At 57.3% G+C, this 21,800-nt stretch carries 19 protein-coding genes and 1 riboswitch; of the genes, 7 read left to right on the top strand and 12 right to left on the bottom strand.

From position 1 onward, the window contains the following. Positions 1–136: 136 nt before the first annotated feature. Positions 137–1,426 carry an adenylosuccinate synthase gene (locus IEX04_RS13280; protein WP_096256277.1) on the top strand — a complete coding sequence of 430 codons (1,290 nt, stop codon included), beginning with the start codon at positions 137–139 and terminating at the stop codon, positions 1,424–1,426. Positions 1,427–1,526: 100 nt separating this feature from the next. Here the strand turns inward: IEX04_RS13280 and IEX04_RS13275 are convergent, their stop codons facing one another. Then, positions 1,527–3,044: a sodium:solute symporter family protein gene (locus IEX04_RS13275; protein WP_096256276.1), complete on the bottom strand. Its 1,518-nt coding sequence runs from the start codon at positions 3,042–3,044 to the stop codon at positions 1,527–1,529. A 418-nt stretch (positions 3,045–3,462) separates the two neighbouring features. Here IEX04_RS13275 and IEX04_RS13270 point away from each other — a divergent pair, with 418 nt between their 5' ends. The 3 genes from IEX04_RS13270 (at position 3,463) to IEX04_RS13260 (ending at position 6,234) form a co-directional block, all read left to right on the top strand. Beyond that, positions 3,463–5,118, top strand: a complete 1,656-nt coding sequence (locus IEX04_RS13270; RefSeq protein ID WP_188686220.1) for a thiamine pyrophosphate-dependent enzyme — start codon at positions 3,463–3,465, stop codon at positions 5,116–5,118. Positions 5,119–5,296: 178 nt separating this feature from the next. Then, positions 5,297–5,665, top strand: a complete 369-nt coding sequence (locus tag IEX04_RS13265) for a hypothetical protein (protein ID WP_188686218.1) — start codon at positions 5,297–5,299, stop codon at positions 5,663–5,665. A gap of 137 nt (positions 5,666–5,802) precedes the next feature. After that, complete coding sequence (locus IEX04_RS13260; protein WP_096256273.1) at positions 5,803–6,234, top strand: SRPBCC family protein; 432 nt, start codon at positions 5,803–5,805, stop codon at positions 6,232–6,234. Here the strand turns inward: IEX04_RS13260 and IEX04_RS13255 are convergent. The 10 genes from IEX04_RS13255 to IEX04_RS13210 form a co-directional block, all read right to left on the bottom strand. Next, positions 6,231–6,971, bottom strand: a complete 741-nt coding sequence (locus IEX04_RS13255; RefSeq protein WP_096256272.1) for a polysaccharide deacetylase family protein — start codon at positions 6,969–6,971, stop codon at positions 6,231–6,233. The two genes, IEX04_RS13260 and IEX04_RS13255, sit on opposite strands and share 4 nt — an antisense overlap. A 105-nt stretch (positions 6,972–7,076) precedes the next feature. Continuing rightward, positions 7,077–8,375 carry an MFS transporter gene (locus IEX04_RS13250; protein ID WP_188686216.1) on the bottom strand — a complete coding sequence of 433 codons (1,299 nt, stop codon included), beginning with the start codon at positions 8,373–8,375 and terminating at the stop codon, positions 7,077–7,079. A gap of 139 nt (positions 8,376–8,514) precedes the next feature. Beyond that, entirely contained in the window at positions 8,515–8,793 is a 279-nt protein-coding gene (locus IEX04_RS13245) for an HPr family phosphocarrier protein (RefSeq protein ID WP_096256270.1), read from the bottom strand. 60 nt (positions 8,794–8,853) lie between these two features. Next, positions 8,854–10,548 carry a phosphoenolpyruvate--protein phosphotransferase gene (ptsP, locus tag IEX04_RS13240; RefSeq protein WP_188686214.1) on the bottom strand — a complete coding sequence of 565 codons (1,695 nt, stop codon included), beginning with the start codon at positions 10,546–10,548 and terminating at the stop codon, positions 8,854–8,856. Beyond that, positions 10,545–12,557, bottom strand: a complete 2,013-nt coding sequence (locus IEX04_RS13235; protein WP_188686213.1) for a PTS fructose transporter subunit IIABC — start codon at positions 12,555–12,557, stop codon at positions 10,545–10,547. Before IEX04_RS13235 ends, ptsP begins: the two co-directional genes overlap by 4 nt. Positions 12,558–12,559: 2 nt before the next feature. Next, positions 12,560–13,537 (bottom strand): 1-phosphofructokinase family hexose kinase, encoded by a 978-nt coding sequence (locus IEX04_RS13230; RefSeq protein ID WP_188686210.1) that lies wholly within the window; start codon positions 13,535–13,537, stop codon positions 12,560–12,562. After that, positions 13,534–14,310, bottom strand: a complete 777-nt coding sequence (locus IEX04_RS13225; protein WP_188686208.1) for a DeoR/GlpR family DNA-binding transcription regulator — start codon at positions 14,308–14,310, stop codon at positions 13,534–13,536. Before IEX04_RS13225 ends, IEX04_RS13230 begins: the two co-directional genes overlap by 4 nt. Positions 14,311–14,471: 161 nt before the next feature. Beyond that, positions 14,472–15,320, bottom strand: a complete 849-nt coding sequence (locus IEX04_RS13220) for a polysaccharide deacetylase family protein (protein ID WP_188686207.1) — start codon at positions 15,318–15,320, stop codon at positions 14,472–14,474. Between the two features lie 215 nt (positions 15,321–15,535). Next, positions 15,536–16,030 (bottom strand): CoA-binding protein, encoded by a 495-nt coding sequence (locus IEX04_RS13215; RefSeq protein WP_188686205.1) that lies wholly within the window; start codon positions 16,028–16,030, stop codon positions 15,536–15,538. Then, entirely contained in the window at positions 16,030–17,394 is a 1,365-nt protein-coding gene (locus IEX04_RS13210; protein ID WP_096256263.1) for an O-acetylhomoserine aminocarboxypropyltransferase/cysteine synthase family protein, read from the bottom strand. The genes IEX04_RS13215 and IEX04_RS13210 overlap by 1 nt, the downstream gene beginning before the upstream one ends. Before the next feature lie 85 nt (positions 17,395–17,479). Further along, positions 17,480–17,574, bottom strand: a riboswitch (SAM riboswitch). A gap of 59 nt (positions 17,575–17,633) precedes the next feature. On the opposite strand from IEX04_RS13210, the gene IEX04_RS13205 reads away from it, so the two are divergent. The 3 genes from IEX04_RS13205 to IEX04_RS13195 all read left to right on the top strand — a co-directional run bounded on the left by IEX04_RS13205 (position 17,634) and on the right by IEX04_RS13195 (position 19,479). Continuing rightward, complete coding sequence (locus IEX04_RS13205; protein WP_194446455.1) at positions 17,634–18,251, top strand: histidine phosphatase family protein; 618 nt, start codon at positions 17,634–17,636, stop codon at positions 18,249–18,251. Between the two features lie 101 nt (positions 18,252–18,352). Then, a complete protein-coding gene (locus IEX04_RS13200; protein ID WP_096256261.1) occupies positions 18,353–18,850 on the top strand; it encodes an RNA polymerase sigma factor in 498 nt (165 codons plus the stop codon). Continuing rightward, complete coding sequence (locus tag IEX04_RS13195) at positions 18,847–19,479, top strand: methylated-DNA--[protein]-cysteine S-methyltransferase (RefSeq protein WP_096256260.1); 633 nt, start codon at positions 18,847–18,849, stop codon at positions 19,477–19,479. Before IEX04_RS13200 ends, IEX04_RS13195 begins: the two co-directional genes overlap by 4 nt. A 72-nt stretch (positions 19,480–19,551) precedes the next feature. Here IEX04_RS13195 and katG read toward each other — a convergent pair whose 3' ends face one another. Next, the gene (katG, locus tag IEX04_RS13190; protein ID WP_188686201.1) at positions 19,552–21,729 is read right to left on the bottom strand and encodes a catalase/peroxidase HPI; all 2,178 of its coding nucleotides are present in this window, start codon (positions 21,727–21,729) and stop codon (positions 19,552–19,554) included. Positions 21,730–21,800 lie beyond the last annotated feature (71 nt).

Below are 21,800 nucleotides of genomic sequence, written 5' to 3'. Positions count from 1 at the left end.
TCGTAAGAGCCCCTAACTCTTACATTGCGCCCTTTGGGCCAAGTGAGAAGTACAGGGGCATATTTTTTGCCCGGCACCGTGCCGGGACGGCGTGAAGAGCGCCGCAACCGCTGCTTTATGCAAGGGGGAGGATCCCATGCCAGCAATCGTGATCGTCGGAGCCCAGTGGGGCGATGAAGGTAAAGGCAAGGCTACCGATCTACTCGGTGGGCAGGTCGACTATGTAGTCAAGCCAAACGGCGGTAACAACGCCGGGCACACCGTGGTTGTCGGCGGTGAGAAGTACGAGCTAAAGCTCCTTCCGGCCGGCATTCTGTCGCCCAACGCCATTCCGATTATCGGTAACGGTTGTGTGGTGAACCTTGAGGCCCTCTTCGAAGAAATCGAAGGGTTGGAAGCTCGCGGCGCCGACACCTCGAAACTGCGCGTCTCGGCTAACGCTCACCTGGTAGCTCCGTACCACCAGACCATGGACAAGGTCACCGAACGTTTCTTGGGTAAGCGTGCCATTGGCACCACCGGACGCGGCATCGGCCCGGCCTACATGGACAAGGTGGGACGCCTAGGCATCCGCGTACAGGACGTCTTTGACGAATCAATCCTGCGCCAGAAGGTTGAAGGTGCACTGCGCCAGAAGAACGAACTACTGGTGAAGATCTACAACCGTCGCACCGTAATCGTCGAGGACATTGTGCAGTACTTCCTGTCCTATGCGGACCGGTTGCGCCCGTTGATGATTGATTCCACCTTCGAACTGAACAACGCCTTGGATGAGGGCAAGGTGGTCCTCATGGAGGGCGGCCAAGCAACCTTCCTGGACGTTGATCACGGCACTTACCCGTTTGTGACTTCCTCGAACCCTACCGCCGGTGGCGCCTCGGTCGGTTCTGGCATTGGCCCGACCCGGATCAGCCGTTCGATCGGTATCATCAAGGCTTACACCACCCGTGTGGGTGCCGGACCGTTCCCTACCGAACTGTTCGACGATATGGGTATCTACCTGCAGACCACCGGCGGAGAATTCGGTGTGAACACCGGACGCCCACGTCGTTGTGGTTGGTACGACGCGGTGCTGGCCCGCCACGCCTCGCGCGTGAACGGTTTCACCGATTACTTCGTAACCAAGCTCGATGTGTTGACCAACATTGAGCAGATCCCAGTGTGCGTGGCCTACGACGTTGACGGTGTGCGCCACGACGAGATGCCGATGACGCAGACCGAGTTCCACCACGCGAAGCCGATCTTCGAGTACTTCCCGGGCTGGACCGAGGATATCTCCGCGGCGCGGACCATGGAAGATTTGCCAGAAAATGCACGTAACTACATTCTGGCTCTCGAGAAGATTAGCGGCACCCGGATCTCCGCCATTGGCGTAGGTCCAGACCGCGATCAGACCATTGTGCGCCACGATCTGATCAACGACTAACTCTTTCGTCCCAGAGAATTTCTGGGAAGAACAATGCAGGCCCGGCGGAATATTTCGCCGGGCCTGCATTGTCTTCTCACCTACGGGTCGAGACTAGTTATTACTTGACGCCTGCTTCGACGCCTTCAACTGCGGCGGTACCTGCGACACGTTGATTCCAATGTTCAATGACCTGCGTGGGGGTGGGCCTGGTGAGCGATGAAATGACAATGAAGGTGACCGCGGAGGCAATGAGACCAAAGTAAATCGGTTCGTTGGCGTACACGCCGTCGAACTTTTGTTCGGCCTGGATCTCTAGAATGATCATGGTGCCCAATGTGACGAGCGTACCGGCGGCCATTGACGCTGCTGCGCCAATGCCATTGCCACGCTTCCACAGCAAGCCGCCAATGATGGCCACCAGCAGGCCACCGACCAAGATGTCATAGGCGATCGTGAGCGCGGCGACCACATCATCAACAAGGATTGCCAGTGATACGGTCACGATTCCAAGTACCAGTACCCAGATGCGGTTCGCCCGCACATCATGTTCTGGGTTCTCATCGGAATTGACGCTGATGGACTTGCCAAACCAGCTGGCAACAAATGGAGTGACATCGGTGCGAGCCACCGTGGCCGCAGCGATCAATGCTCCGGAGGCGGTGGACATCATTGCGGCCACCGCCGCAGCCATCACCAAGCCACCGACGGCTACGGGTAGCAGCTCGGTGGCGACCTCCGCGTAGACGACGTCCTTATTCATATCTGCCCCGATAATGTCTGGCAGTGCGACCTTGGCGGCCATACCGATAACGGCTCCCGCAGCACCATAGATGATGCAGTAAAACCCTGCGGTAGTTCCGCCCCAGCGGGCGACCTTGGGGCTCTTCGCAGTGAATACGCGCTGCCAGATATCCTGACCGATCAGCAGGCCCAGAGTGTAAACGACAAAGTACGTGATGATGGATTGCAGTCCGATGCCGGTGAAGCTGAAGAACTCTGCATCCACGCGCTCACGGATGCCGTCCATGCCACCTGCGGCGTTTAATGCAAAAGGCAGCATGAGGCAGAAGATGCCTACCGTTTTAATGACGAACTGCACCTGATCTGCCAGGGTAATGGACCACATGCCGCCGATGGTGGAATAGACCACCACAATGGCGCCGCCAATAGCGATGGCAAGCCACTTCTCCCAGCCGAAGAGAACCACAAAGATCGTCGCATACGCGCTGGTTGATGTCGCGCAGAGCATCAAGGTGTAAGCGAGCATGACAATGCCCGAAGTGTTGGTGGCGGACTTGCTGCCATAGCGTAGCGTGAGCATTTGCGAAACGGTGAAGACCTTGAGCCGCTGCAAGGTAGGGGCAAAAGCCAGGGACAATAAGATCACTCCGGCCCCGATGGCAACTACTAGCCACATGCCTGAGATGCCCCATTTATATCCCAGCCCTACGCCACCCACTGTCGACGCGCCGCCCAATACTACTGCCGCCATGGTGCCGGTGTAGAGGAACGGGCCGAGCCGGCGTCCGGCGACGAGGTAGTCACTACTGTTTTTGGTGCGGGACTTGCCCCACCACCCGAAGAGCAGCATTGCCGCTAGGTACGCTGCAACGATTACTCCGTTGATGTATTCCATGAATTGGGCTCGTGTTCTATGAGGTCGGAAAGTCGAGGGTTACCGAGAGGAAACATTAGTTGTTCAATAGGCTATTGGCTGGATGGATGTGTCGTCAAACACTTCACGCTCGTTACTGCCTTCATGAAGGGACTTGGTTCCACATGGCCCTGAGGGTGCCACGGAGCGGTAGACCGCGATTGTGGCTGTGATGCAACACACTGACTTATCGGTGGGAAATTTATAGACAATTTGCCCGATGATATGCAGTCCTTCTAAGCAAGATGTCATATTTGCGTAGTAAATGCGTAACTTCGTGCATTGCTCACCGGCCTCTAGTACTGTTTCACGACGACGCAACGTTGCATCTGGTGCCTTGTGGCACCTTTTTTCGTATCTGCGAACCAAGACTTTTATTCGATAGAAAGACGCCAAAAAGATGAGTGAAAATGGTCAGCCGTCGACAAAGAAGTCGGCCGGACATGTCATTGTTGACACCCTTGTAGCCCATGGCGTGGAGCGTGCCTACGTTGTCCCCGGGGAAAGCTACCTAGACGTCCTTGATGGTCTGCATAATTCGACTATTGACACAGTTGTTTGCCGCCACGAAGGCGGAGCCACGTACATGGCCGAGGCAGAAGGAAAAATGCACCAGCGTCCGGGCATCGCGATGGTCACCCGTGGTCCGGGCGCCGCCAATGCCCACGTAGGACTGCACACCGCATGGCAGGACTCCACCCCTTTGGTGCTGTTCGTAGGCCTGATTCCTTTTGAGCACCGCGGCAAGGAAGCCTTCCAGGAGTTTGATCCGCGGGCCTGGTTCGGTACCGGAGCTAAACGTGTGATGGTCTTGGATCACCCAGATCGAGCCTCCGAAGTCGTCGCCGAAGCGATGTTTGCTGCGATGTCCGGCCGCCCTGGTCCGGTAGTTGTTGGTCTGCCCGAAGACATCATCACCCGCGAGGTTTCCGCCACGCTGCACCCGGAAATCCCGGTGGCCACCGGTGGCATGACCGTCACCGATTGGAAGGCGCTGCACGGCGCACTGCAGGAAGCGGATAAGCCACTGTTTATCTTCGGCGGTAATGACTGGACCCACGAAGGTGCCGCTGACTTTACCCGCTGGCTCGAAGAGCATGACCTGCCGGCGGCAGCCGAGTGGCGTTGCGAAGGCACCGTACCGTTTAACTCCCCGTCCTATGTTGGGCCAATTGGGTACGGCCGGCCCAAGCCAACCTACGACCTGCTGGAAGAAACAGACCTATTGATCTTCGTCGGTACCGTGCCGGGAGACGTGATCACCGATGGATTTAACGTCCGTCAAAACTGGGACAAGAAGAACTTCCTGGTCACCATCGACCCTTCACTACGGGGCCGTTCCGGTCCGGTCTCTCATCAGATCGTGGCTAAACCTGACGTCTTCGTTCGTGACCTGTTGCTGATGGACCTGCCGGTGAAAGATTCATGGCGTGAATGGACCGGGCGCATGCGCGGCGAACAAGAAAAGTTTGCCCAGTTGCCTCCAGCAACGCCTACAACAGGCCAAGCAAAGATGGATACCTTGATGGCGAATCTGGTTACCGCGCTTCCCGAAGATGCCATGGTCACCTTCGGCGCCGGCGAACACACCAACTGGGCGCACCGCTATTTCCCCACCAATGGCTACGCCTCGATGCTTTCGGCACGTAACGGCTCGATGGGTTACTCGATCCCTTCGGCGGTGGCCGCGTCATTGTCCTACCCACAGCGCCGCGTGGTGAGTATTGCCGGTGATGGTGAGTTCATGATGAACGGCCAAGAGCTAGCTACCGCAGCCCAGTACGGTGCCACCCCGCTGGTGGTTGTCATGGATAATCAGCAGTACGGCACTATCCGTACCCACCAGGAACGCCAGTACCCGGATCGCGTCTCCGGTACCCAGCTGAAAAACCCGGACTTCGCTTTGATGGCACAGTCCTTTGGTGGCTACGGAGTGCGCGTGGAGAACGATGCTGATGTTCCTGCCGCCGTGGACGCGGCGCTCGCCGCAATCGACAATGACAAGACCTTTGCCCTGATCCACCTGATCGTTGAGCAAGGAGTGAAAGCCTACTAAGTCCTGCTGCGTCGGACTACCGTCGGTCAGTAGCGACTCGCTGTTCGCCGATGGTAGTAGGCCGACCAAGGATAAATCACACCTTGATCGTCTTGGCATGCTCGTTCTGAAGGTTTAAGCTGAATTCTTACCCAAGATGTGAGCATTCCCAAACCTACGCACCAAGGCGGAGAATCTGATGGCACAAATGAGCGAAGAGCTCATTGAGCAGTGGGCTGATGCCACTGCCGAAATTTACAACGAGTCCCTTTCCGGTATTAGTCTGACCCGTATGCCGGCTGCCGTTGCGCAATACATTGATCTCTTTGCGCAAAGTGAAAACCTGACCTTCACTCGTGAAGCGACTCCACTGGACTACTTTGAACGTCACCCTTTTGTGGCAATCAGCGCAATCCTGAACAATGCCGAGGCGCTAGAAGCCCTCGACGAAGATCAGCAAGAAGCACTGGATGAGATGGTTGGCTTCACCGAAGCTTGGTACAACTTCGACCAAGAGCAGGAACCCGAGTTGGGGACTTCCGAGGCCGACGACGCAGAAGACTGGTAAACCCAGTACAACAACTGCATAAGCCAATCGATGCGCGCTCCCGCGCACCGGTTGGCTTTTCTGTTTTTTGGGGCCGAGGGTCAAGCGAGTTGAGCGGTGGTATTCCATTAAATGCATGGGAGTGGGACGATTCGAGTATGAGCCAGTTCAGTGTTTTTGAAAGCACCGTGGTGATTCACTTGCCGGTGCACCGTGTCTGGGAATTGTTGACCGATTGGAGCGCGGCTCCCTTGTGGATGCCGGGTATCGCCACCATGCATTCGGACGACGTGCAGTTGCGCGTTGGCACGAATTTGATCTATCGGGTGGGTGGACACGAGCGACGTTATGAAATCCATGATCTAATCGAAAATCGTTTGCTCGTGGCACATACCTCTGAGAACCCGGATGGCTTGTCCTATCGTTTTGATCTGAAAGACGATGCCGGATACACCGAAGTGGTGCTTCAGGTTGCGGTAATTAACCCGGATTTAGGCGTTCAAGAGTGTGAAGAGCTTGCCAGGTCGGTCCGTGAAGCCGAAGGGGACATGCTTGATCAGCTCAGATTTTATGCCGAGCAGGCCCCTTAGGGATTCGTCTTAAATCGATGGTCGTAGGCCTTTGCTGGCTTAAAGTCAGTTCCGGCAAATAGCTGGTCCACGGTGACCAGGGTGTATCCGGCATCGTGAAGTTTGCTCACTAGTTGCGGCACCGCTTTGACCGAGCTCTCGTGGATGTCATGCATCAAAATAATCGAGCCGGGCTTGGCTTCTTCGAGGGCAATTCTGACGGTCTTTTGTGGGTCGTGGTGTTTCCAATCCAGCGTGTCAACGTCCCACAACACCAGTGGATAGGGGATCAGCCGGTCATAGACGGCGCCGTGGGCGCCATAAGGCGGACGAAGAATTTGCGGTTTCACGCCGGCTGCTTGTTCAATTGCCTCATCGGTCCACTGCACTTCGTGTTCAATGCCCTCGGCGGTTAACTTTGTGATGTCTTTATGGTCAAAGGTGTGGCTGCCTATTTGGTGCCCCTCGTCAACCATGCGCTTAAGCGTCTTGGGGTATTTCTTCACGTTCTTGCCCAGTACAAAGAATGTGGCCGGCGTGTGCTGTTCGGACAATTCATCGAGTAGGCGATTTGTGTACTCTCCGGGGCCATCATCGAAGGTTAGCGCGACGCATTTGGTGGTTGCGCAGTCCACTGCAGGTGGCGTGGCAACGGGCTCGGGCTGTGGTTCGGATGGCTGGGAGGCGCAACCTGCGAGCAGGAGAATGCCAAGAAGCAGTGCGCTGAGCCGAGGGGTGACGCGGGAAGACATGCTCATCTATTCAGCTTCTCGCTCATCCGGTGGCGACGCAAAACTGCCACGCCTTCGCTCAGTGACTTCGTAGCCAGTGCATAGGGAACGCGGTGAGGGTCAAGGCGCTAGCTATAAGCTTGCCTGCGTTTCCGATGTTGAGTGCAACGGATGGTCAATTTCATCGTGAGCAAAACGTCCAGCCCACCAAGCGAGCAGCCCGAAGATTGGCGAGGCGGTCCCTGCGATCACAAAAATACTTTGCAGGCTCAACACATGGCTTAGCGGGCCGGCCACAGCCATGGACAAGGGCATCAATGCCAAGGAAACAAAGAAATCCAGGCTGGAAATACGACCTAATAAATGTTTCGGCACCCGGCGTTGCAATAAGGTTCCCCAGATGACCATTCCGGCCGAATCGGTAATGCCGAAAAGTAAGAGAATCGCGAACAACATCCACGCGGCATCCACGTATCCCACCGCGGCCAGCGGCAATGTGCCTAAACACCAGCAAGCGGTCATTAGAGTCAGGTATCGACGTGGGAACTTCGCCGAGGCGATCAACAACGAACCGATCGCCGAACCGGCCCCGAAGAAGGCCAGCGTGTAGCCAAAGAGTTTTGCATCCCCGCCCAGATGATCGCTGACGATAAATGGCAGCAGCACCTCAAAAGGTCCAATAAAGGTGAATACTGAAATCACCGAAAAGATCAGCGTCCAACGCAACCAGCTGGTACGCATCGTATAGCCCACGCCTTCGCGTAACTGGCGCAGTACGCTGGGCGCTACAACTGTAGAGTCGGCAGGCTCCGGGGCGTCGTATTCTTTGCGGTGCGCTATGCGGCGCAGAACAAAGATAGCGATCACATGACACAGCGCGATTCCGGCAATTGCGTGCGCCGGGGAAATCGCGGCAACAAGAAAACCCGCAACCATCGGTCCCAGAGCCGTGTGCACTACCGGCCGGACCGTACCCTCAAGACCGTTGGCGGCCAGTAGATCCTTCGGGGGCAAGATGCGAGGCAGTAGTGCGGAATATGCCGGGAAGAAGAATGCTGATCCGGCACCGGCGAGGAAGCTGGTGAGCATGAGATGCCATAGGGTGATGGCACCAGTCAGTGCCAATAGGGCTGTCACGCTCATGATGAGCACCAACAGTAGCTGTACCAAGATGACTATTTTTCGACAGGAATATCTGTCGGCCAAAATGCCGCCGAGCAGCACTAAGGCAAGTAGCCCCACAGCGTTTGAGGTGGCCACCACGGACAGCTCTAGGGGCCCGCCGCCTAAGCGACGCACCTGATAGACCATTGCCACCGCCCACATGCCGGCGGCAAAGGTGGAAATAATTAATGCGCTCGCTAAGAGCGCATAGTCCCTGTGGGTGAATGGCTTAACGAGGCGCAGCATTGAGTCATGCAACCTACCCATGAGAAGCTCCTACAACTTGCGCGTAGGATCAATCATCCATCCACTGATTGAATTTTGTCAATCAGTAATCTGGAATTAAAACCAAAGCCCGCGCCTCACCGTTAAAGGTCAAGCGCGGACTTTGCATGAACAAGGTGTTTTACTCCGAGTCGTGGTCAATCTCCAAGATTTTCACCAACTGATCCAGAGCCTCTTCGGCTCCTTCACCCTCGGCGCGCAACACAACCTTGGTGCCGTATTCGGCACCCAAGCCCATGAGCGACAGAATGCTTGAAGCATCCAATGCGTCCTCGGCGGGTTCTGTTTCCAACGCGATGGTGACCTCAACCGGAAGCTCGCCGGCGGCTTCGGCGAAGATTGCAGCCGGACGGGCGTGAAGGCCAACTCGACTTCCAATGATTGCTGTACGTTCTGCCATGACGGCTCCTTTTAACATAGGTGGTAATTCAAAATCCTAAGGCAGATGACCTTGGAGTTGTTAGAGTCCGAAGCGATCCAATTCGGGCAGCTGGGCGCGCACCAGACTTCGGGCTTCCTCTGCTGATGCTGCCCGCAAGGCAAGCTGCGCCAATTTTTGAGCGGTAGCCAAGTCCACGGTGCGCAGCACCGCGGCGACCGGGGAAAGCGCGCGCTTATTCATGGACAAGGTATTGACACCCAGTCCTACCAGCACTACCGCGAGCGCAGGATCTGCCGCGGCTTCGCCGCATACTCCCACCGGTTTAGCGCCGGCGCCTTGTGCCCCGGCACTGGTGGCCGCGATCATGTGCAACACGGCCGGCTGCCAAGGGTCGTTCAGTTCAGCCAATGACCCCAGCTGCCTATCCGCGGCCATCGTGTATTGCGTGAGATCGTTGGTTCCGATAGATACAAAATCGCAGCGTTCCAAGATCCGCTCGGCCATCAGTGCGGCCGAGGGAACCTCAATCATCACTCCAGCGGTTGCGAGGTTCGCCGTGCTCACCAGTGCCGCAAAATCTTGGGCCTCGGCAGGCGTAGAGATCATTGGTGCCATGGTCCAGACCTCGGCCTGGTGGTCAGCGGCGGCCTCGGAGATCGCCGTGAGCTGACGGGCGAGGACTCCGGGGCTAGTGGTGTCCGTGCGGTAGCCGCGAACACCGAGTGCCGGATTTGGCTCCGTCGAATCACTGAGGAACGGCAACGGCTTGTCAGCCCCCGCATCCAGCGTGCGGACCACGACCTTCTTCTGCGCGAAGGCCTCAAAGACCGCACCATAGGCGGCTACCTGTTCCTCATGGGACGGTTCCTTCTCTCGTCCTAAGAAACAGAACTCGGTGCGCAATAGGCCTACACCTTCGGCGCCTGCCTTGGCCGCAGCCTGCGCGTCGGTGCCGCTACCGACATTGGCTAACAGAGGAACGCGGTGACCATCAGCCAGTACTCCACGGCCATCAAATTCCGGAAGCTGCTCACGATTTGCGTAGGTGCGTGCGGTCGCGGACTCAACCTCGGTTGGGTTGCGCACCACGAGGCCGTCGATTCCGTCCACGTAGACTACGTCGCCATCAGCCAGGGCGGTGGTATCACTGGCCGCCACGATAGCTGGCAATCCCAAGGAGCGGGCAATAATCGCGGTGTGGGACTGTGGCCCGCCATCGCTGGTTACCAGGGCCAAGACCTTCGCCGGATCCAGGGTAGCGGTATCTGCCGGGGCCAGGTCAACGGCCACGAGTACAAAGGGGGTTTCCGAATCGGGGATACCCGGGGCAGGAACCCCACGTAGCTCGGCCACGATACGGGCGCGAACATCAAGTACGTCTCCGGCGCGTTCGGCCATGTAGCCACCGAGTGCGGACAGCTGGGTGGCTACCGCATCGGCGGCTTCCCAGAGAGCCGACTCCGCACAGGTGCCCGAGGACACCAGCTTCGTCGCCGACTTCAGTAAGCTTTTGTCGCTGGCCATGAGTGCGGTGGCCTTGAGCACCGCTTGCGCGTCTCCGGTAGCCAGTGCGGCGCGTGCCTTGAGCTGCGCGGCAACCGCTTGGGTGGCCTCGGCCAAACGGGCGGTTTCACTGTCGATAGTGGCACCGGCAGGAAGCGGCGCACCGTCGGCGGGGGCTTGGATCGCATCGGGCATGCGACGTACGGTACCGATGACCCGGCCTGCACTGACGCCTACCCCGGAAAACTTTTCTACCTTGTGCGTACTCATGCTGCAACCTTGACGCTTTCAACATTTGGCGCTGCAGCCTTACGAACAAACTTCTTCAGAATAATCACCAGTGCAGCGGAGATGAGCGTACCAATGACGGTGGCTAACAAGAACATTGGCCAGGTGTTATTCATCGCGAAGAAGACAAAAGCTCCGCCGTGCGGTGCCTGACTGACCACATCAAAGGTCATAATCAACGAACCGGTCACTCCGGCGCCCACCATCGAGGCAGGGATGACACGCAGTGGGTCCGCCGCGGCGAAGGGGATAGCACCTTCGGAGATGAACGCGGCACCGAGCAACCAGGCAGCCTTGCCGTTTTCGCGTTCGGCTCCGGTGAATAGCTTCGGGGAAACCGTCGTAGCCAAGGCCATAGCCAATGGTGGCACCATGCCCGCGGCCATGACAGCTGCCATGATCATCAGTGGGGCAGGATTTTCCGTCAGTGAACCAGCGCCCAGTCCTGCCACCGCGAAGGCGTAGGCGACCTTATTAACCGGACCGCCCAAGTCGATGGCCATCATGAGTCCAAGGATCAAACCAAGAATCGCAGCAGCGGTACCCGACATACCCGAGAGCCATGAATTGAGTGCTTCGGTGAGTTTCGCAATCGGTCCGCCCAAGAAGAGGATCATCAGACCCGAGGCGATGATGGACGCGAGCAGCGGCACGATCACCACTGGCATCAGACCACGCAACCAGCGTGGAACCTTCCAGGAGCTGACCCAGCGAGCGGCCAAACCGGCAATCAAACCACCGACGATACCGCCAAGGAACCCGGCACCCATGAAGCCCGCCACCGCACCTGCGGTGAAGCCCGGGGCAATACCTGGGCGGTCTGCGTACGCATAAGCGATGTAACCGGCCAGAGCGGGAACCAGGAAGCCCATGGAGAGGCCACCGATCTTATATGCGACGGCTCCAAGGTAGGCCATGAGTCCTGCATCTGGCAGGTTGAACAGCGTGTTATCGGTCAAATACTTGTCTGCCACGTCGGTGATCGCGTAACCGCCGAGCAGGAAGCCCAATGCAATCAGCAAGCCGCCGCCGGCCACGAACGGAATCATGTAGGAAACGCCGGTCAGCAGCGCGCGCTTGAGCTGTGCGCCGAAGCCTTGCTTGTCACTGGTCTGTTCCGATTCGGCCGAGGCCGTAGCGGAAGGCACCCGGCGCGCTTGCGGATCACTCGCTGCCGCGATGGCATCCTTGAGAAGCTTCTCAGGCTCGTCGATACCGCGTTTAACCGGAACCTGAATCAACGGCTTGCCGGCAAAACGTGCACGGTCACGCACATCAACGTCGACGGCGAAGATCACCGCGTCGGCAGCTTCAATAATTGCAGGATCCAACGCGGTGGAACCGGAAGAGCCCTGAGTTTCCACCGCAAAATCAATGCCAAGCTCTTCGGCGGTTTGTGCCAACGAGTCGGCTGCCATATAGGTGTGGGCAATGCCGGTGGGGCAGGCGGTGACCGCCACGATCTTGGAGACCCTTGCGCGTGAGGGGTCGGTGGTTGGTGCCGGCGCGGCTACCGTGGCGGCGGCAGGAACCGTTGGATTATCGGAGATAACCGCGGAGACTAACGCGACGATTTCACTGGCGCTGGTTGCCTCGCGAAGTGCTGCGGTGAAGGTCTTCTTCACCAACGCGCGAGCCAATTTGGAGAGCAGCTTCAAATGCTCTTTATCGGCGCCCTCTGGGGCAGCGATAAAGAAGATCAGATCTGCTGGACCATCTTTGGCCCCGAAATCTACCGGGGTAGCCAGTCGTGCCATGGCCAGGGTGGGGGTGGTGACGGCGGCCGAGCGACAGTGCGGAATCGCGATGCCGCCGGGTACTCCCGTGGCGGTTTTTGCTTCACGGGCCAATGCGTGTTCGGCGAGGGCCGATGCATCGGTAGCGCGGGAGGCCTTGGCCACCAGGTTCGCCAGGTGATTGATCACCTCGGTGGTTGAGGTGCCCAAGTGTGCGTCGAGGGTGACGAGCTGGGTGGTGATCAGGTCGCTCATTGCTATGATCCTTGCCTTGGGTTGAGTGAGACGACGGTGACGGCGTCCGCGGTGAGGTCAGATGGTGAGGGGATAGTCGAACCGGGGAGCGAAGTTGCCGCCGCCCCGTAGGCGATGGCTGACTTAAGACATTGTTCTGATGAGCCCTGAGAAATGGCTGCCAACAGGAATCCTGCCAGCGAAGAATCTCCAGCTCCCACGGTGCTCCGGGCGGCGATGGGTTCATGCCAGCCATGCCATGCCCCTTGGCTGGTGGCCAGCACCGCACCGTGGGCTCCGAGCGTTGCCAACACGGCACCGGTCCCGCGCTCAAGCAAAGCTTGGCAGGTCTCTGCGGTCAGCTGCGCGGAAGTTTCAAGCTGTTTTTCACTGAGTCTGGCACCGACAAGATCTGCCAACTCCTCGGCGTTTGGCTTGATGAGGTCTGGGATGTGGTGTGCGGTGTGGGCGTAAAGCTGGCGCAACGGTTCTCCGGAGGTGTCCACTGCGATCTTCGGACATTTGGTGCCCAGCGAATCGCGAAGCGTGGCGGTGAGCTGCGCATAGAAGTCTGCAGGTACTCCTGGGGGCAGGGATCCGGCCATCACCAGCCAAGTGGCTTCGGCGCTTGCCTCAAGTACTAACGCACTCAATGCAGACACTGCCTCGGCGCTCAACGTCGGGCCTAACTCGTTGATTTTGGTGGTGGTGCCATCCGGGTCGGTCAAGGTAATGTTGGTGCGCAACGATTCATCGATGGGCAGTGAAGTGAAATTCAGTCCGTCACCACGTAGCGCGGCGATGAGCGGATCATTAGTTCCGCCGGGTAGCAGCGCGTGAGTCTTGGCTCCAGCCACGGAAAGCGCCCGGCTCACGTTTACTCCTTTGCCGGCGGCCTGAGTATGACTGGTTGCGGCGCGTTGGACAGCTCCGTGAGCCAGAGGCTCTTGTAATTCAATGGTCTTATCCAAGGCCGGGTTGCAGGTCAGTGTGATGATCATGCGACAACTACCTCCACTTCGGCCAGTTCCAAGGCAGCAGCGAGATCGCCTTGCGGTGCACTGTCGGTCACTAGGGTGTCTATGGCATCCAGGCGGGCGAAGCGAACCAGGGTTTCTTGGTCAAATTTTGAGCTGTCGGCGAGGAGCACAACACGGCGTGCGCTCGCGATCAAGGCGGTTTTAACGGCGGCTTCCAAGGGGTCAGGCGTGCTCAAGGCAAAATCGGCATGCAGGGCATTGGTTCCGATAAAAGCAATGTCGGCGCGATAGTTGGAGTATTCCTGCGCAGTGCGTGCACCGCTGGTGGCACCGGTAATTCCGCGAACTCGTCCGCCAATCAGTTCCAAGGCAATCTCTGGGCTTTGCACCAGTGCCGTGGCGATGGGCAGTGCGTGGGTGATCACCACGAGTCCGGACCCTGCATTGGTTTTGACCATGCGTTCGGCGAGGAATTCTGTGGTGGTTCCGGCATCTAAGATGACCGAAGCGTCGGAGACCGGTAGCAGGCTGAGTGCACGTTGCGCGATACGCGCCTTGGCTTCGGCATGGATGGCGGTGCGTGCCATATAGCTTTCTTCGCGGGTGCTTGCCTCACTGATGGAGACCGCTCCACCATGTACACGACGCAAGAGATTTTCAGACTCCAGCTGGGCTAGATCACGGCGAACGGTCTCCGCGGTAATCTCAAAGCGTTCAGCCAGTTGCGCGACGGTTACTTTCCCCTCGGCGGCAAGCTGATCGGTGATTAGCCGATGTCTTTCCTCGGCAAACATCTACGCCTCCATAAAGTCATGACATGCAACACACGAATCTGTGTTTCCATGACTTTATGTCCGATTGTGTGGGGTCGTCAAGCGAATTTGTGAAGAACTTTTGGGTTTATCTGTTTTTGAGTGGGTTTTTTTACGTAAGATGGCGCTGAATGTGTAAAACGCTAGCGCCGAGTGTAGGCGGTTTTGCCGCCAAAATTCGTTCCCTCGAATAGTTCATTGACCGTCACCAAGGTGTAGTTTTCATGTTTGAGCCGCTTGACCAGTTCCGGCACTGCTTTGACCGAGCTGTCATGGATGTCGTGCATCAAGATGATCGACCCGGGGTGTGCCTGCGCCAACGCGAGATCTACGGTTTTCTTCGGATCATGATGCTGCCAATCTAAGGTGTCAACATCCCAGAGCACCATCGGTGTATTCACCAGTTGGTCAACGGCAGAATTATGAGCCCCATACGGCGGGCGTAAAGTATCCGGCGTCAATCCGGTCGCCTTGCGGATGGCCGATTCGGTTGCGGAGATTTCATTCTTGATTTCTTCTGCGGACAAACCGGTCAGACTTCGGTGGTCAAAAGTATGATTGCCCAGCTGGTGTCCCTCGTACGCCATGCGATTTATCGCGCCATGAAAATTGGCAACGTTCTGCCCGAGCATGTAGAAAGTTGCGGGGACGTTTTCCCTGGCCAACATGTCCAGTAATGATGCGGTGTACTTCCCTGGACCATCATCAAAGGTCAAGGCTACGCATTTGGTCTTTTCGCAATTAACGCGAGGTTGTGGTTTGAGCACCATCGCGGTGATAGGAGCCTGGACTGCAGGAACTGCACTGTAATCAGCAACCCGTGCGACCTGCATGGAGCCTTCGCTTCGGGCAGAGGATGTATTGGCAAAGAAACCTGCAACTGCGTGGCCCGCCCGGGAGGCCTGTTGGGTTATTGGAGAACCGCAGCTGGTGAGGAAAAGGACACAGCAAAGTACGGAAATAACCGCGTTGACGCGGGAACGGGAAGGCATGTATTTACCATTTCGCCTTCACCGGCTGAAATCAATTCGACCATCCGATAGGCAGGAAAAATCGGCTGAATCGTTATGTAAAACGTGATTTCACACCCTAGCATCATGTGATGTTTCAGGTCGGGGGATTGGAATGGTGAGGATGCCAGCTCAAATGGCCGGAGCCTGTGGTGAGGTCACCACAGGCTCCGGCGAGAATGAAAAGATGCAGAACTTTATGCCAGTAGCTGGCGCTTAGAGGAGATCACTCCGGTGTTGAACCCGGCAAGACGCAATCCACCATGGAAGCGGGCATGCTCAATCTTGACGCAGCGGTCCATGACCACATTCATCCCGGCAGCCTCGGCGCGCGCGGCAACCTCCTCGTGCCACGAACCAAGCTGCAACCATAGGGTTTTCGCGCCCACGGTCAGCGCTTCATCTAGCACGGTGGGAAGGTCATCATGTTTACGGAAAACCTCGACCAGATCAGGGGTCTCCGGCAGATCAGCCAATGACTTGTAGACCGGCTGCCCGAGAATCTCGTCCAGCACGGGGTTGATGAAATATACCTTGTACTTCGAGGAAGACAAGAGATAAGTGGCAACAAAGTAGCTGGCGCGGGATGGCTTATTTGAGGCACCAACGATAGCAATAGACTTTGTTTCATGCAGAATATTCAGGCGTTCTGCGGCGCCAGGGCCCTGCCAAGTACGTTGCTGAGTGCTCATTAGTTTGCTCCCTTCGAAGCTGCTGGCACGGCGCAGGCAGCGCCGTCATAGGTGGGAGCCTCATCCAGCTTGGCTGCGATTTTCTGGGAAGCAGTCAGTGCCTGATCTAGATCCCAGAGAATATCTTCAACATCTTCCAAACCGACGGAGAGGCGGATCAGATCTTCAGGAACTCCTGCGGCAACCATCTGTTCGGCGTTCAGTTGCTGGTGGGTGGTAGACCCAGGATGTAGTACCAAGGTGCGAGCATCACCGATATTGGCCAAGTGGCTTGCCAGTTGCAAAGCTTCGATGAACTTGGTGCCAGCCTCGCGTCCACCCTTTACTCCGAAACTGAAGACCGAACCAACGCCCATTGGCAGTAACTCGGCGGCACGGGCATATTGTGGGTGGGATTCGAGACCCGCGTAATTGACGTAGGTGACGCGGTCATCGGCTTCGAGCCACGCGGCGACCTGCTTCGCATTGGTCAGGTGGTTATCCATGCGCTGTGGCAGGGTTTCCAAGCCCTGCAACAACTGGAATGCAGACTGCGCAGGCAGGGAGGGGCCAAAGTCTCGTAGCTGTTCGCTACGCAATTTGGTCAGGAATCCGTATTCGCCGAAGTTATCCCACCAGGACACGTTGCCGTAGCTTGGTACGGGTTCAGTCATGGTGGGGAACTTGCCGTTGCCCCAGTTGAACGTGCCAGCCTCGATGACTACACCGCCCAAGGTGGTGCCGTGCCCTCCGATGAACTTGGTGGCTGAGTGGATCACGATGTCCGCGCCATGTTCAATGGGGCGCAACAGATACGGCGGGGTCAGCGTCGAGTCAACCACCAGCGGGATGTTGTGGCGGTGGGCGACCTCTGCCAGACCCTTGAGGTCAGCGATGTCGCCCGAAGGGTTTGCCACGATCTCGGTGTAAACGGCCTTGGTGTTCTCTTGGATTGCTGCTTCAAAATCTGCGGCGTCATTAGAATCGATGAAGGTAGTCTCGATCCCGAAACGGCGCAAGGACACGTCCAGCTGGGTGATGGTGCCTCCATAGAGTTTGGAGGAAGCAACAATGTGGTCCCCGGCCTGAGCCAGTGCCGCGAAGGTGACGAACTCAGCTGCCATGCCTGAGGCGGTAGCTACCGCACCGATGCCGCCTTCGAGTGACGCCATGCGCTCCTCGAAAGCTGCCACCGTGGGGTTACCAATGCGCGAATAAATGTTCCCGTACTTTTGCAGTGCGAAGAGATTAGCCGCGTCATCGGTGTCTTTAAAAACAAATGAAGTGCTCTGGTAGATCGGCACGGCGCGTGCGCCGTGCTCCGCGTCGGGTGTGCCGCCGGCGTGTAGAGCGCGGGTGCGAAATCCAAACTTGTGGTCAGCCATGGTGGCGTACGACTCCTTGTCGATTGATGCTTCGGCAGGAATCCCGGATCAATGTCGCTTAACCCCTGGAATTCAGTGGAAAGCAGCTCCATCGGTTCTGGCGGTAGCACCTAGTCCACCGGCTGTGGCAGGTTGCTGCGGCGTCATCAAACCAGATCTCTCGGCCGCTCGGGATGGTTAGTAACAGTCTGTCAATATGTCCTTGAATGACCCAACTATGAGTCCTAAAGTTTCGGTTCTTGAAGGAGGAAACCGATTCGGGCGTGGTTCAGGGGTTAGCTTATGCTCGAGCTATGGATACAGCGTTAGCTTTGGTCAGGCATGGGCAGACCGATTGGAACCTTGCCGGGCGCATGCAAGGACGCACCGATATCGATTTGAATGACACCGGTCGAGCGCAAGCGCGGGAGCTTGGTAGGGAACTGAACGGCCAGAATTGGGATCTGGTTGTCGCTTCTCCGCTGTCGCGGGCTCAAGAAACAGCCTTGCTGATCGCAGCAGAACTTGACGTTGAACATGCAGCGCCGGTGGCGGACGTGATTGAGCGAGGTTTTGGCCCACTTGAAGGCCGGATTATGGCTGAAGTCAGCGAAGCCGAAGCAGCGACGCTTGCTGCTGAGACTGAAGACAGAGAAACCGTCTTACACCGCATGCTTGGTGCCTTGTCTGTTTTAGTGCAGGAAAACCCTGGACGAAAGATCTTGGTCATTAGTCATGGAGCTGCCATGCGGATTGTGCGTGACGCGCTCGCCGGGGTACGTATCCACGACGGCGTGACTAACGGGGAGCTACTGAAAATTGATCTTGAGCGGATGCATGAACTGCGCGAAGAACTAGGCCTCGTCACCGCTCACTAAAATGCAACGACGTAAAAAGTTTTTGAAATAGTTAGCTCACGCACCTCACATAATGGCCACACGGTACGTTTACCTAGTGACAGCCGCCAACGAGGAGCCACATGAAGCAACCATTCGAACGGGTCGTGCAGACCCATGGGCTCAGTGTCCTGCGAGTGTGCCGCGCGCTACTCGATGAGCATCGCGCTCAAGATGCTTGGTCCGAAACCTTCCTCTCGGCGCTCAAGGCCTATCCGCAGTTAGACCAGGAAGCCAATGTGCAGGCCTGGCTGGTACGCATTGCCCACCGCAAAGCAATCGACGAACTGCGCAAGCATCGACCCGAAACCGTGCAAGCCGAGGTCGAAAATGGCGACGGCGTCCATGCTTCAACTCCGGCACAGAACCTTGAAAATCTGGAACTTTGGCAAGTGGTCAAAACGCTGCCAGAAAAACAACGGCTAGTAATCGCCTACAGGTATCTTGGCGGATTAAGTTATGCGCAAATTGCCGAGGTGCTGTCGGGTACGCCGGAAGCCGCCCGGAGAGCTGCGGCCGACGGCATCAAAAACTTACGAAGCAAGCTGAATGAGGCACAAACCCCGGGAGCCAAAAGATGAATATTGACAAGGTGAATTCCGGCCCCACCACCGAGGAAACAACAATGCTGGCCCAACTGCATTCGCGTCTGGAAACAGAAGCTGATAAGTCACAGCTGACCGACATTTCCTACCGTGTGTTTGATACGCCGATTGGAAAACTGCTGCTGGCGAGCACCGAGGCCGGACTGGTCAGAGTTGCTTTTGAAAGCGAAGGCTATGACCATATCCTTGAAAGTCTTGCGACTAAGGTGAGCCCACGAATCCTTCAAGCACCTGCGAAACTCGATGGGGTAGCGCGTCAGCTTGATGAATACTTTGCTGGCACACGGCACGAATTCCAGCTCCCGCTGGATCTAAGACTATCTACAGAATTTCGCCGAACCGTGCAATTAGAACTGGGACAGATCGGCTACGGGCAGACCCTGAGCTACGCACAGGTGGCAGCGAAGATTGGTAAACCAAAAGCAGTACGCGCGGTGGGCACAGCCTGCGCGACCAATCCACTACCGATTGTCTTGCCATGCCACAGAGTCCTGCGCACCGATGGTGCGCTCGGCGGATACCTTGGCGGATTACCCACCAAGCTGCAGCTACTAGAACTTGAAAACCCGCAACGACAGACGCAGTCGGACCCAGTGCTGTTTTAAGTTGTAGAAACACATAGTTGTGGCTGTCACTCCATGGGGGGTGACAGCCACAACTATGAGCGAAGAAACTAGTTACTTAAGCAGGTCGAACCGGTCAGCATCCATGAGCTTGGCCCAGGCTGCGGCGAAGTCCGTAGCAAATGTCTCCTTCGCATCATCCGCGGCGTAAACCTCGGCCAATGCACGTAGCTCGGAGTTTGAGCCGAAGACCAAGTCCACGCGGCTACCAACCCAGCGGCCGTCGGTGGTTGCATAGGTCTTCTCTTCGGCGTCAGGGGTCCACTCAAGGCCCAGTTCCATCAGGTTCGCGAAGAAGTCATTGGTCAATGCGCCCGGGGTGTCGGTGAAGACACCGTGGTTCGAACCATCCCAGTTGTTGCCTAATACACGTAGACCACCGAGCAATACGGTCATCTCCGGTGCGTTGAGGCCCAACAGGTTAGCGCGGTCAATGAGCAGGTATTCCGGAGGCAAATTCAAGAACTCGGAATCGTAGTTGCGGAAACCGTCGGACACTGGCTCCAACCAAGCGAACTGCTCCACGTCGGTCTGTTCCTGGGTAGCGTCAACGCGACCCGGAGTGAATGGAACCTCAATCTGCTGGCCAGCAGCCAATGCTGCCTGCTCAACACCGACGTTGCCAGCCAAAACTACAACGTCTGCGAAGGAAGCCTTGATGGCAGAAGTAGCGTTAAACTCTTCCACGATCTGCTCAAGGACTGCGATTACTACCTTGAGCTGTTCTGGCTGGTTCACACTCCAGGAGACCTGTGGTTCCAAACGGATACGGCCACCGTTAACGCCACCGCGCTTATCAGAGGAACGGAAGCTTGCAGCTGCCTTCCATGCGGTGGAAACCAACTGCTGTACCGAAAGGCCGGACTGCGCGATGAGGGCCTTCAATGCCGCAACCTCGGTAGCGCCCAAGGTTACTGCAGGGGCTGCCGGTAGGGGATCTTGCCAAGCTAGGTCTTCTGCCGGGATTTCTGGTCCGAAGTAACGGGACTTCGGGCCCATGTCGCGGTGAGTCAGCTTGAACCAAGCGCGGCCGAAAGCGTCCGCAAACTTCTCTGGGTTGTTCTTGAAGTCTTCCGAGATTGGACCGTAAACCGGGTCAAAACGCAGGGCCAGGTCACTGGTCAGCATGCGTGGTTCGCGACGCACGGCTGGGTTGTGAGCCATCGGCACCATATCGGCGCCGGCGCCGTTCTTTGGACGCCACTGCTGTGCGCCGGCCTCGGAGTGGAACAGTTCCCACTCGTACGCGAAGAGGATGTGGAAGAACTCGTTGTCCCAACGGGTTGGGTGGTAGGTCCAGGTCACTTCCAGACCTGAGCCGATGGTGTCATCGCCGTGGCCGGTACCGTGGCCGGACTTCCAGCCCAGTCCCTGCATTTCCAGCGGAGCGGACTCCGGGTCTTCGCCCTTGTGGGTTTCGGCGCTGGCGCCGTGGGTCTTGCCGAAGGTGTGGCCACCGGCGATCAGTGCGACGGTTTCTTCGTCGTTCATGCCCATGCGGCGGAAGGTTTCGCGGATGTCGATGGCCGAGGCCAAAGGATCTGCAACGCCATCTGGACCCTCAGGGTTCACGTAGATCAGGCCCATCTGGACGGCTGCCAGCGGAGCTTCGAGGTTGCGTGCGCCGGTGTAACGTTCGCTTTCCAGCCAGACCTTTTCCGGGCCCCAGTACACGTCATCATCCGCTTCCCAGACGTCCTTGCGGCCGCCACCGTAACCGAAGGTTTCGAATCCCATGTCTTCGAGGGAAACGTTACCGGCCAAGATGATGAGGTCGGCCCAGGACAGCGACTGGCCGTACTTCTTCTTTACTGGCCAGAGCAGACGACGTGCCTTATCCAGGTTCACGTTATCTGGCCAGGAGTTCAGCGGTGCAAAACGCTGTTGACCGGCGCCTGCGCCACCGCGACCGTCGTGGGAGCGGTAGGTGCCTGCCGCGTGCCAGGCCATGCGGATGAAGAATGGACCGTAGTGACCGAAGTCTGCTGGCCACCAGTCGTAGGACTTGGTCATCAGCTCGGCGATATCGGCCTTAACGGCTGCGAAATCCAGTGCTTCGAATGCTGCTGGGTAGTCGAAGTCGGCATCAAGCGGGTTGGTGGCTTCCTGGTTCTTGGATAGAACCTTCAGATTGAGCTTATTTGGCCACCATTCGGTGTTCGCATTGCCCCGGGTAGGGTGAACGCGTCCGGCTCCTACTACTGGGCACTGGCCTGCAGTCGTTTCTGACATATAGTTTTCCTTCTGGTACTGAATTGGGCGTGATTTTTCACGTCCGCAGGGCAATGGCCCGCGAAGATGAA

The sequence above is a fragment of the Glutamicibacter ardleyensis genome, assembly GCF_014644555.1.
GTDB lineage: Bacteria > Actinomycetota > Actinomycetes > Actinomycetales > Micrococcaceae > Glutamicibacter > Glutamicibacter bergerei.
This window is presented reverse-complemented; position numbering and strand designations above follow the sequence as displayed.

Coding starts and splice junctions, on each gene's coding strand:
- IEX04_RS13280 (WP_096256277.1), top strand. CDS start 137: ATGCCAGCAATCGTGATCGTCGGAGCCCAGTGGGGCGATGAAGGTAAA.
- IEX04_RS13255 (WP_096256272.1), bottom strand. CDS start 6,971: ATGAGCATGTCTTCCCGCGTCACCCCTCGGCTCAGCGCACTGCTTCTT.
- IEX04_RS13200 (WP_096256261.1), top strand. CDS start 18,353: ATGAAGCAACCATTCGAACGGGTCGTGCAGACCCATGGGCTCAGTGTC.
- IEX04_RS13245 (WP_096256270.1), bottom strand. CDS start 8,793: ATGGCAGAACGTACAGCAATCATTGGAAGTCGAGTTGGCCTTCACGCC.
- IEX04_RS13235 (WP_188686213.1), bottom strand. CDS start 12,557: ATGAGCGACCTGATCACCACCCAGCTCGTCACCCTCGACGCACACTTG.
- katG (WP_188686201.1), bottom strand. CDS start 21,729: ATGTCAGAAACGACTGCAGGCCAGTGCCCAGTAGTAGGAGCCGGACGC.
- IEX04_RS13265 (WP_188686218.1), top strand. CDS start 5,297: ATGGCACAAATGAGCGAAGAGCTCATTGAGCAGTGGGCTGATGCCACT.
- IEX04_RS13225 (WP_188686208.1), bottom strand. CDS start 14,310: ATGTTTGCCGAGGAAAGACATCGGCTAATCACCGATCAGCTTGCCGCC.
- IEX04_RS13230 (WP_188686210.1), bottom strand. CDS start 13,537: ATGATCATCACACTGACCTGCAACCCGGCCTTGGATAAGACCATTGAA.
- IEX04_RS13215 (WP_188686205.1), bottom strand. CDS start 16,030: ATGAGCACTCAGCAACGTACTTGGCAGGGCCCTGGCGCCGCAGAACGC.
- IEX04_RS13250 (WP_188686216.1), bottom strand. CDS start 8,375: ATGGGTAGGTTGCATGACTCAATGCTGCGCCTCGTTAAGCCATTCACC.
- IEX04_RS13260 (WP_096256273.1), top strand. CDS start 5,803: ATGAGCCAGTTCAGTGTTTTTGAAAGCACCGTGGTGATTCACTTGCCG.
- IEX04_RS13195 (WP_096256260.1), top strand. CDS start 18,847: ATGAATATTGACAAGGTGAATTCCGGCCCCACCACCGAGGAAACAACA.
- IEX04_RS13270 (WP_188686220.1), top strand. CDS start 3,463: ATGAGTGAAAATGGTCAGCCGTCGACAAAGAAGTCGGCCGGACATGTC.
- IEX04_RS13275 (WP_096256276.1), bottom strand. CDS start 3,044: ATGGAATACATCAACGGAGTAATCGTTGCAGCGTACCTAGCGGCAATG.
- IEX04_RS13210 (WP_096256263.1), bottom strand. CDS start 17,394: ATGGCTGACCACAAGTTTGGATTTCGCACCCGCGCTCTACACGCCGGC.
- IEX04_RS13220 (WP_188686207.1), bottom strand. CDS start 15,320: ATGCCTTCCCGTTCCCGCGTCAACGCGGTTATTTCCGTACTTTGCTGT.
- ptsP (WP_188686214.1), bottom strand. CDS start 10,548: ATGAGTACGCACAAGGTAGAAAAGTTTTCCGGGGTAGGCGTCAGTGCA.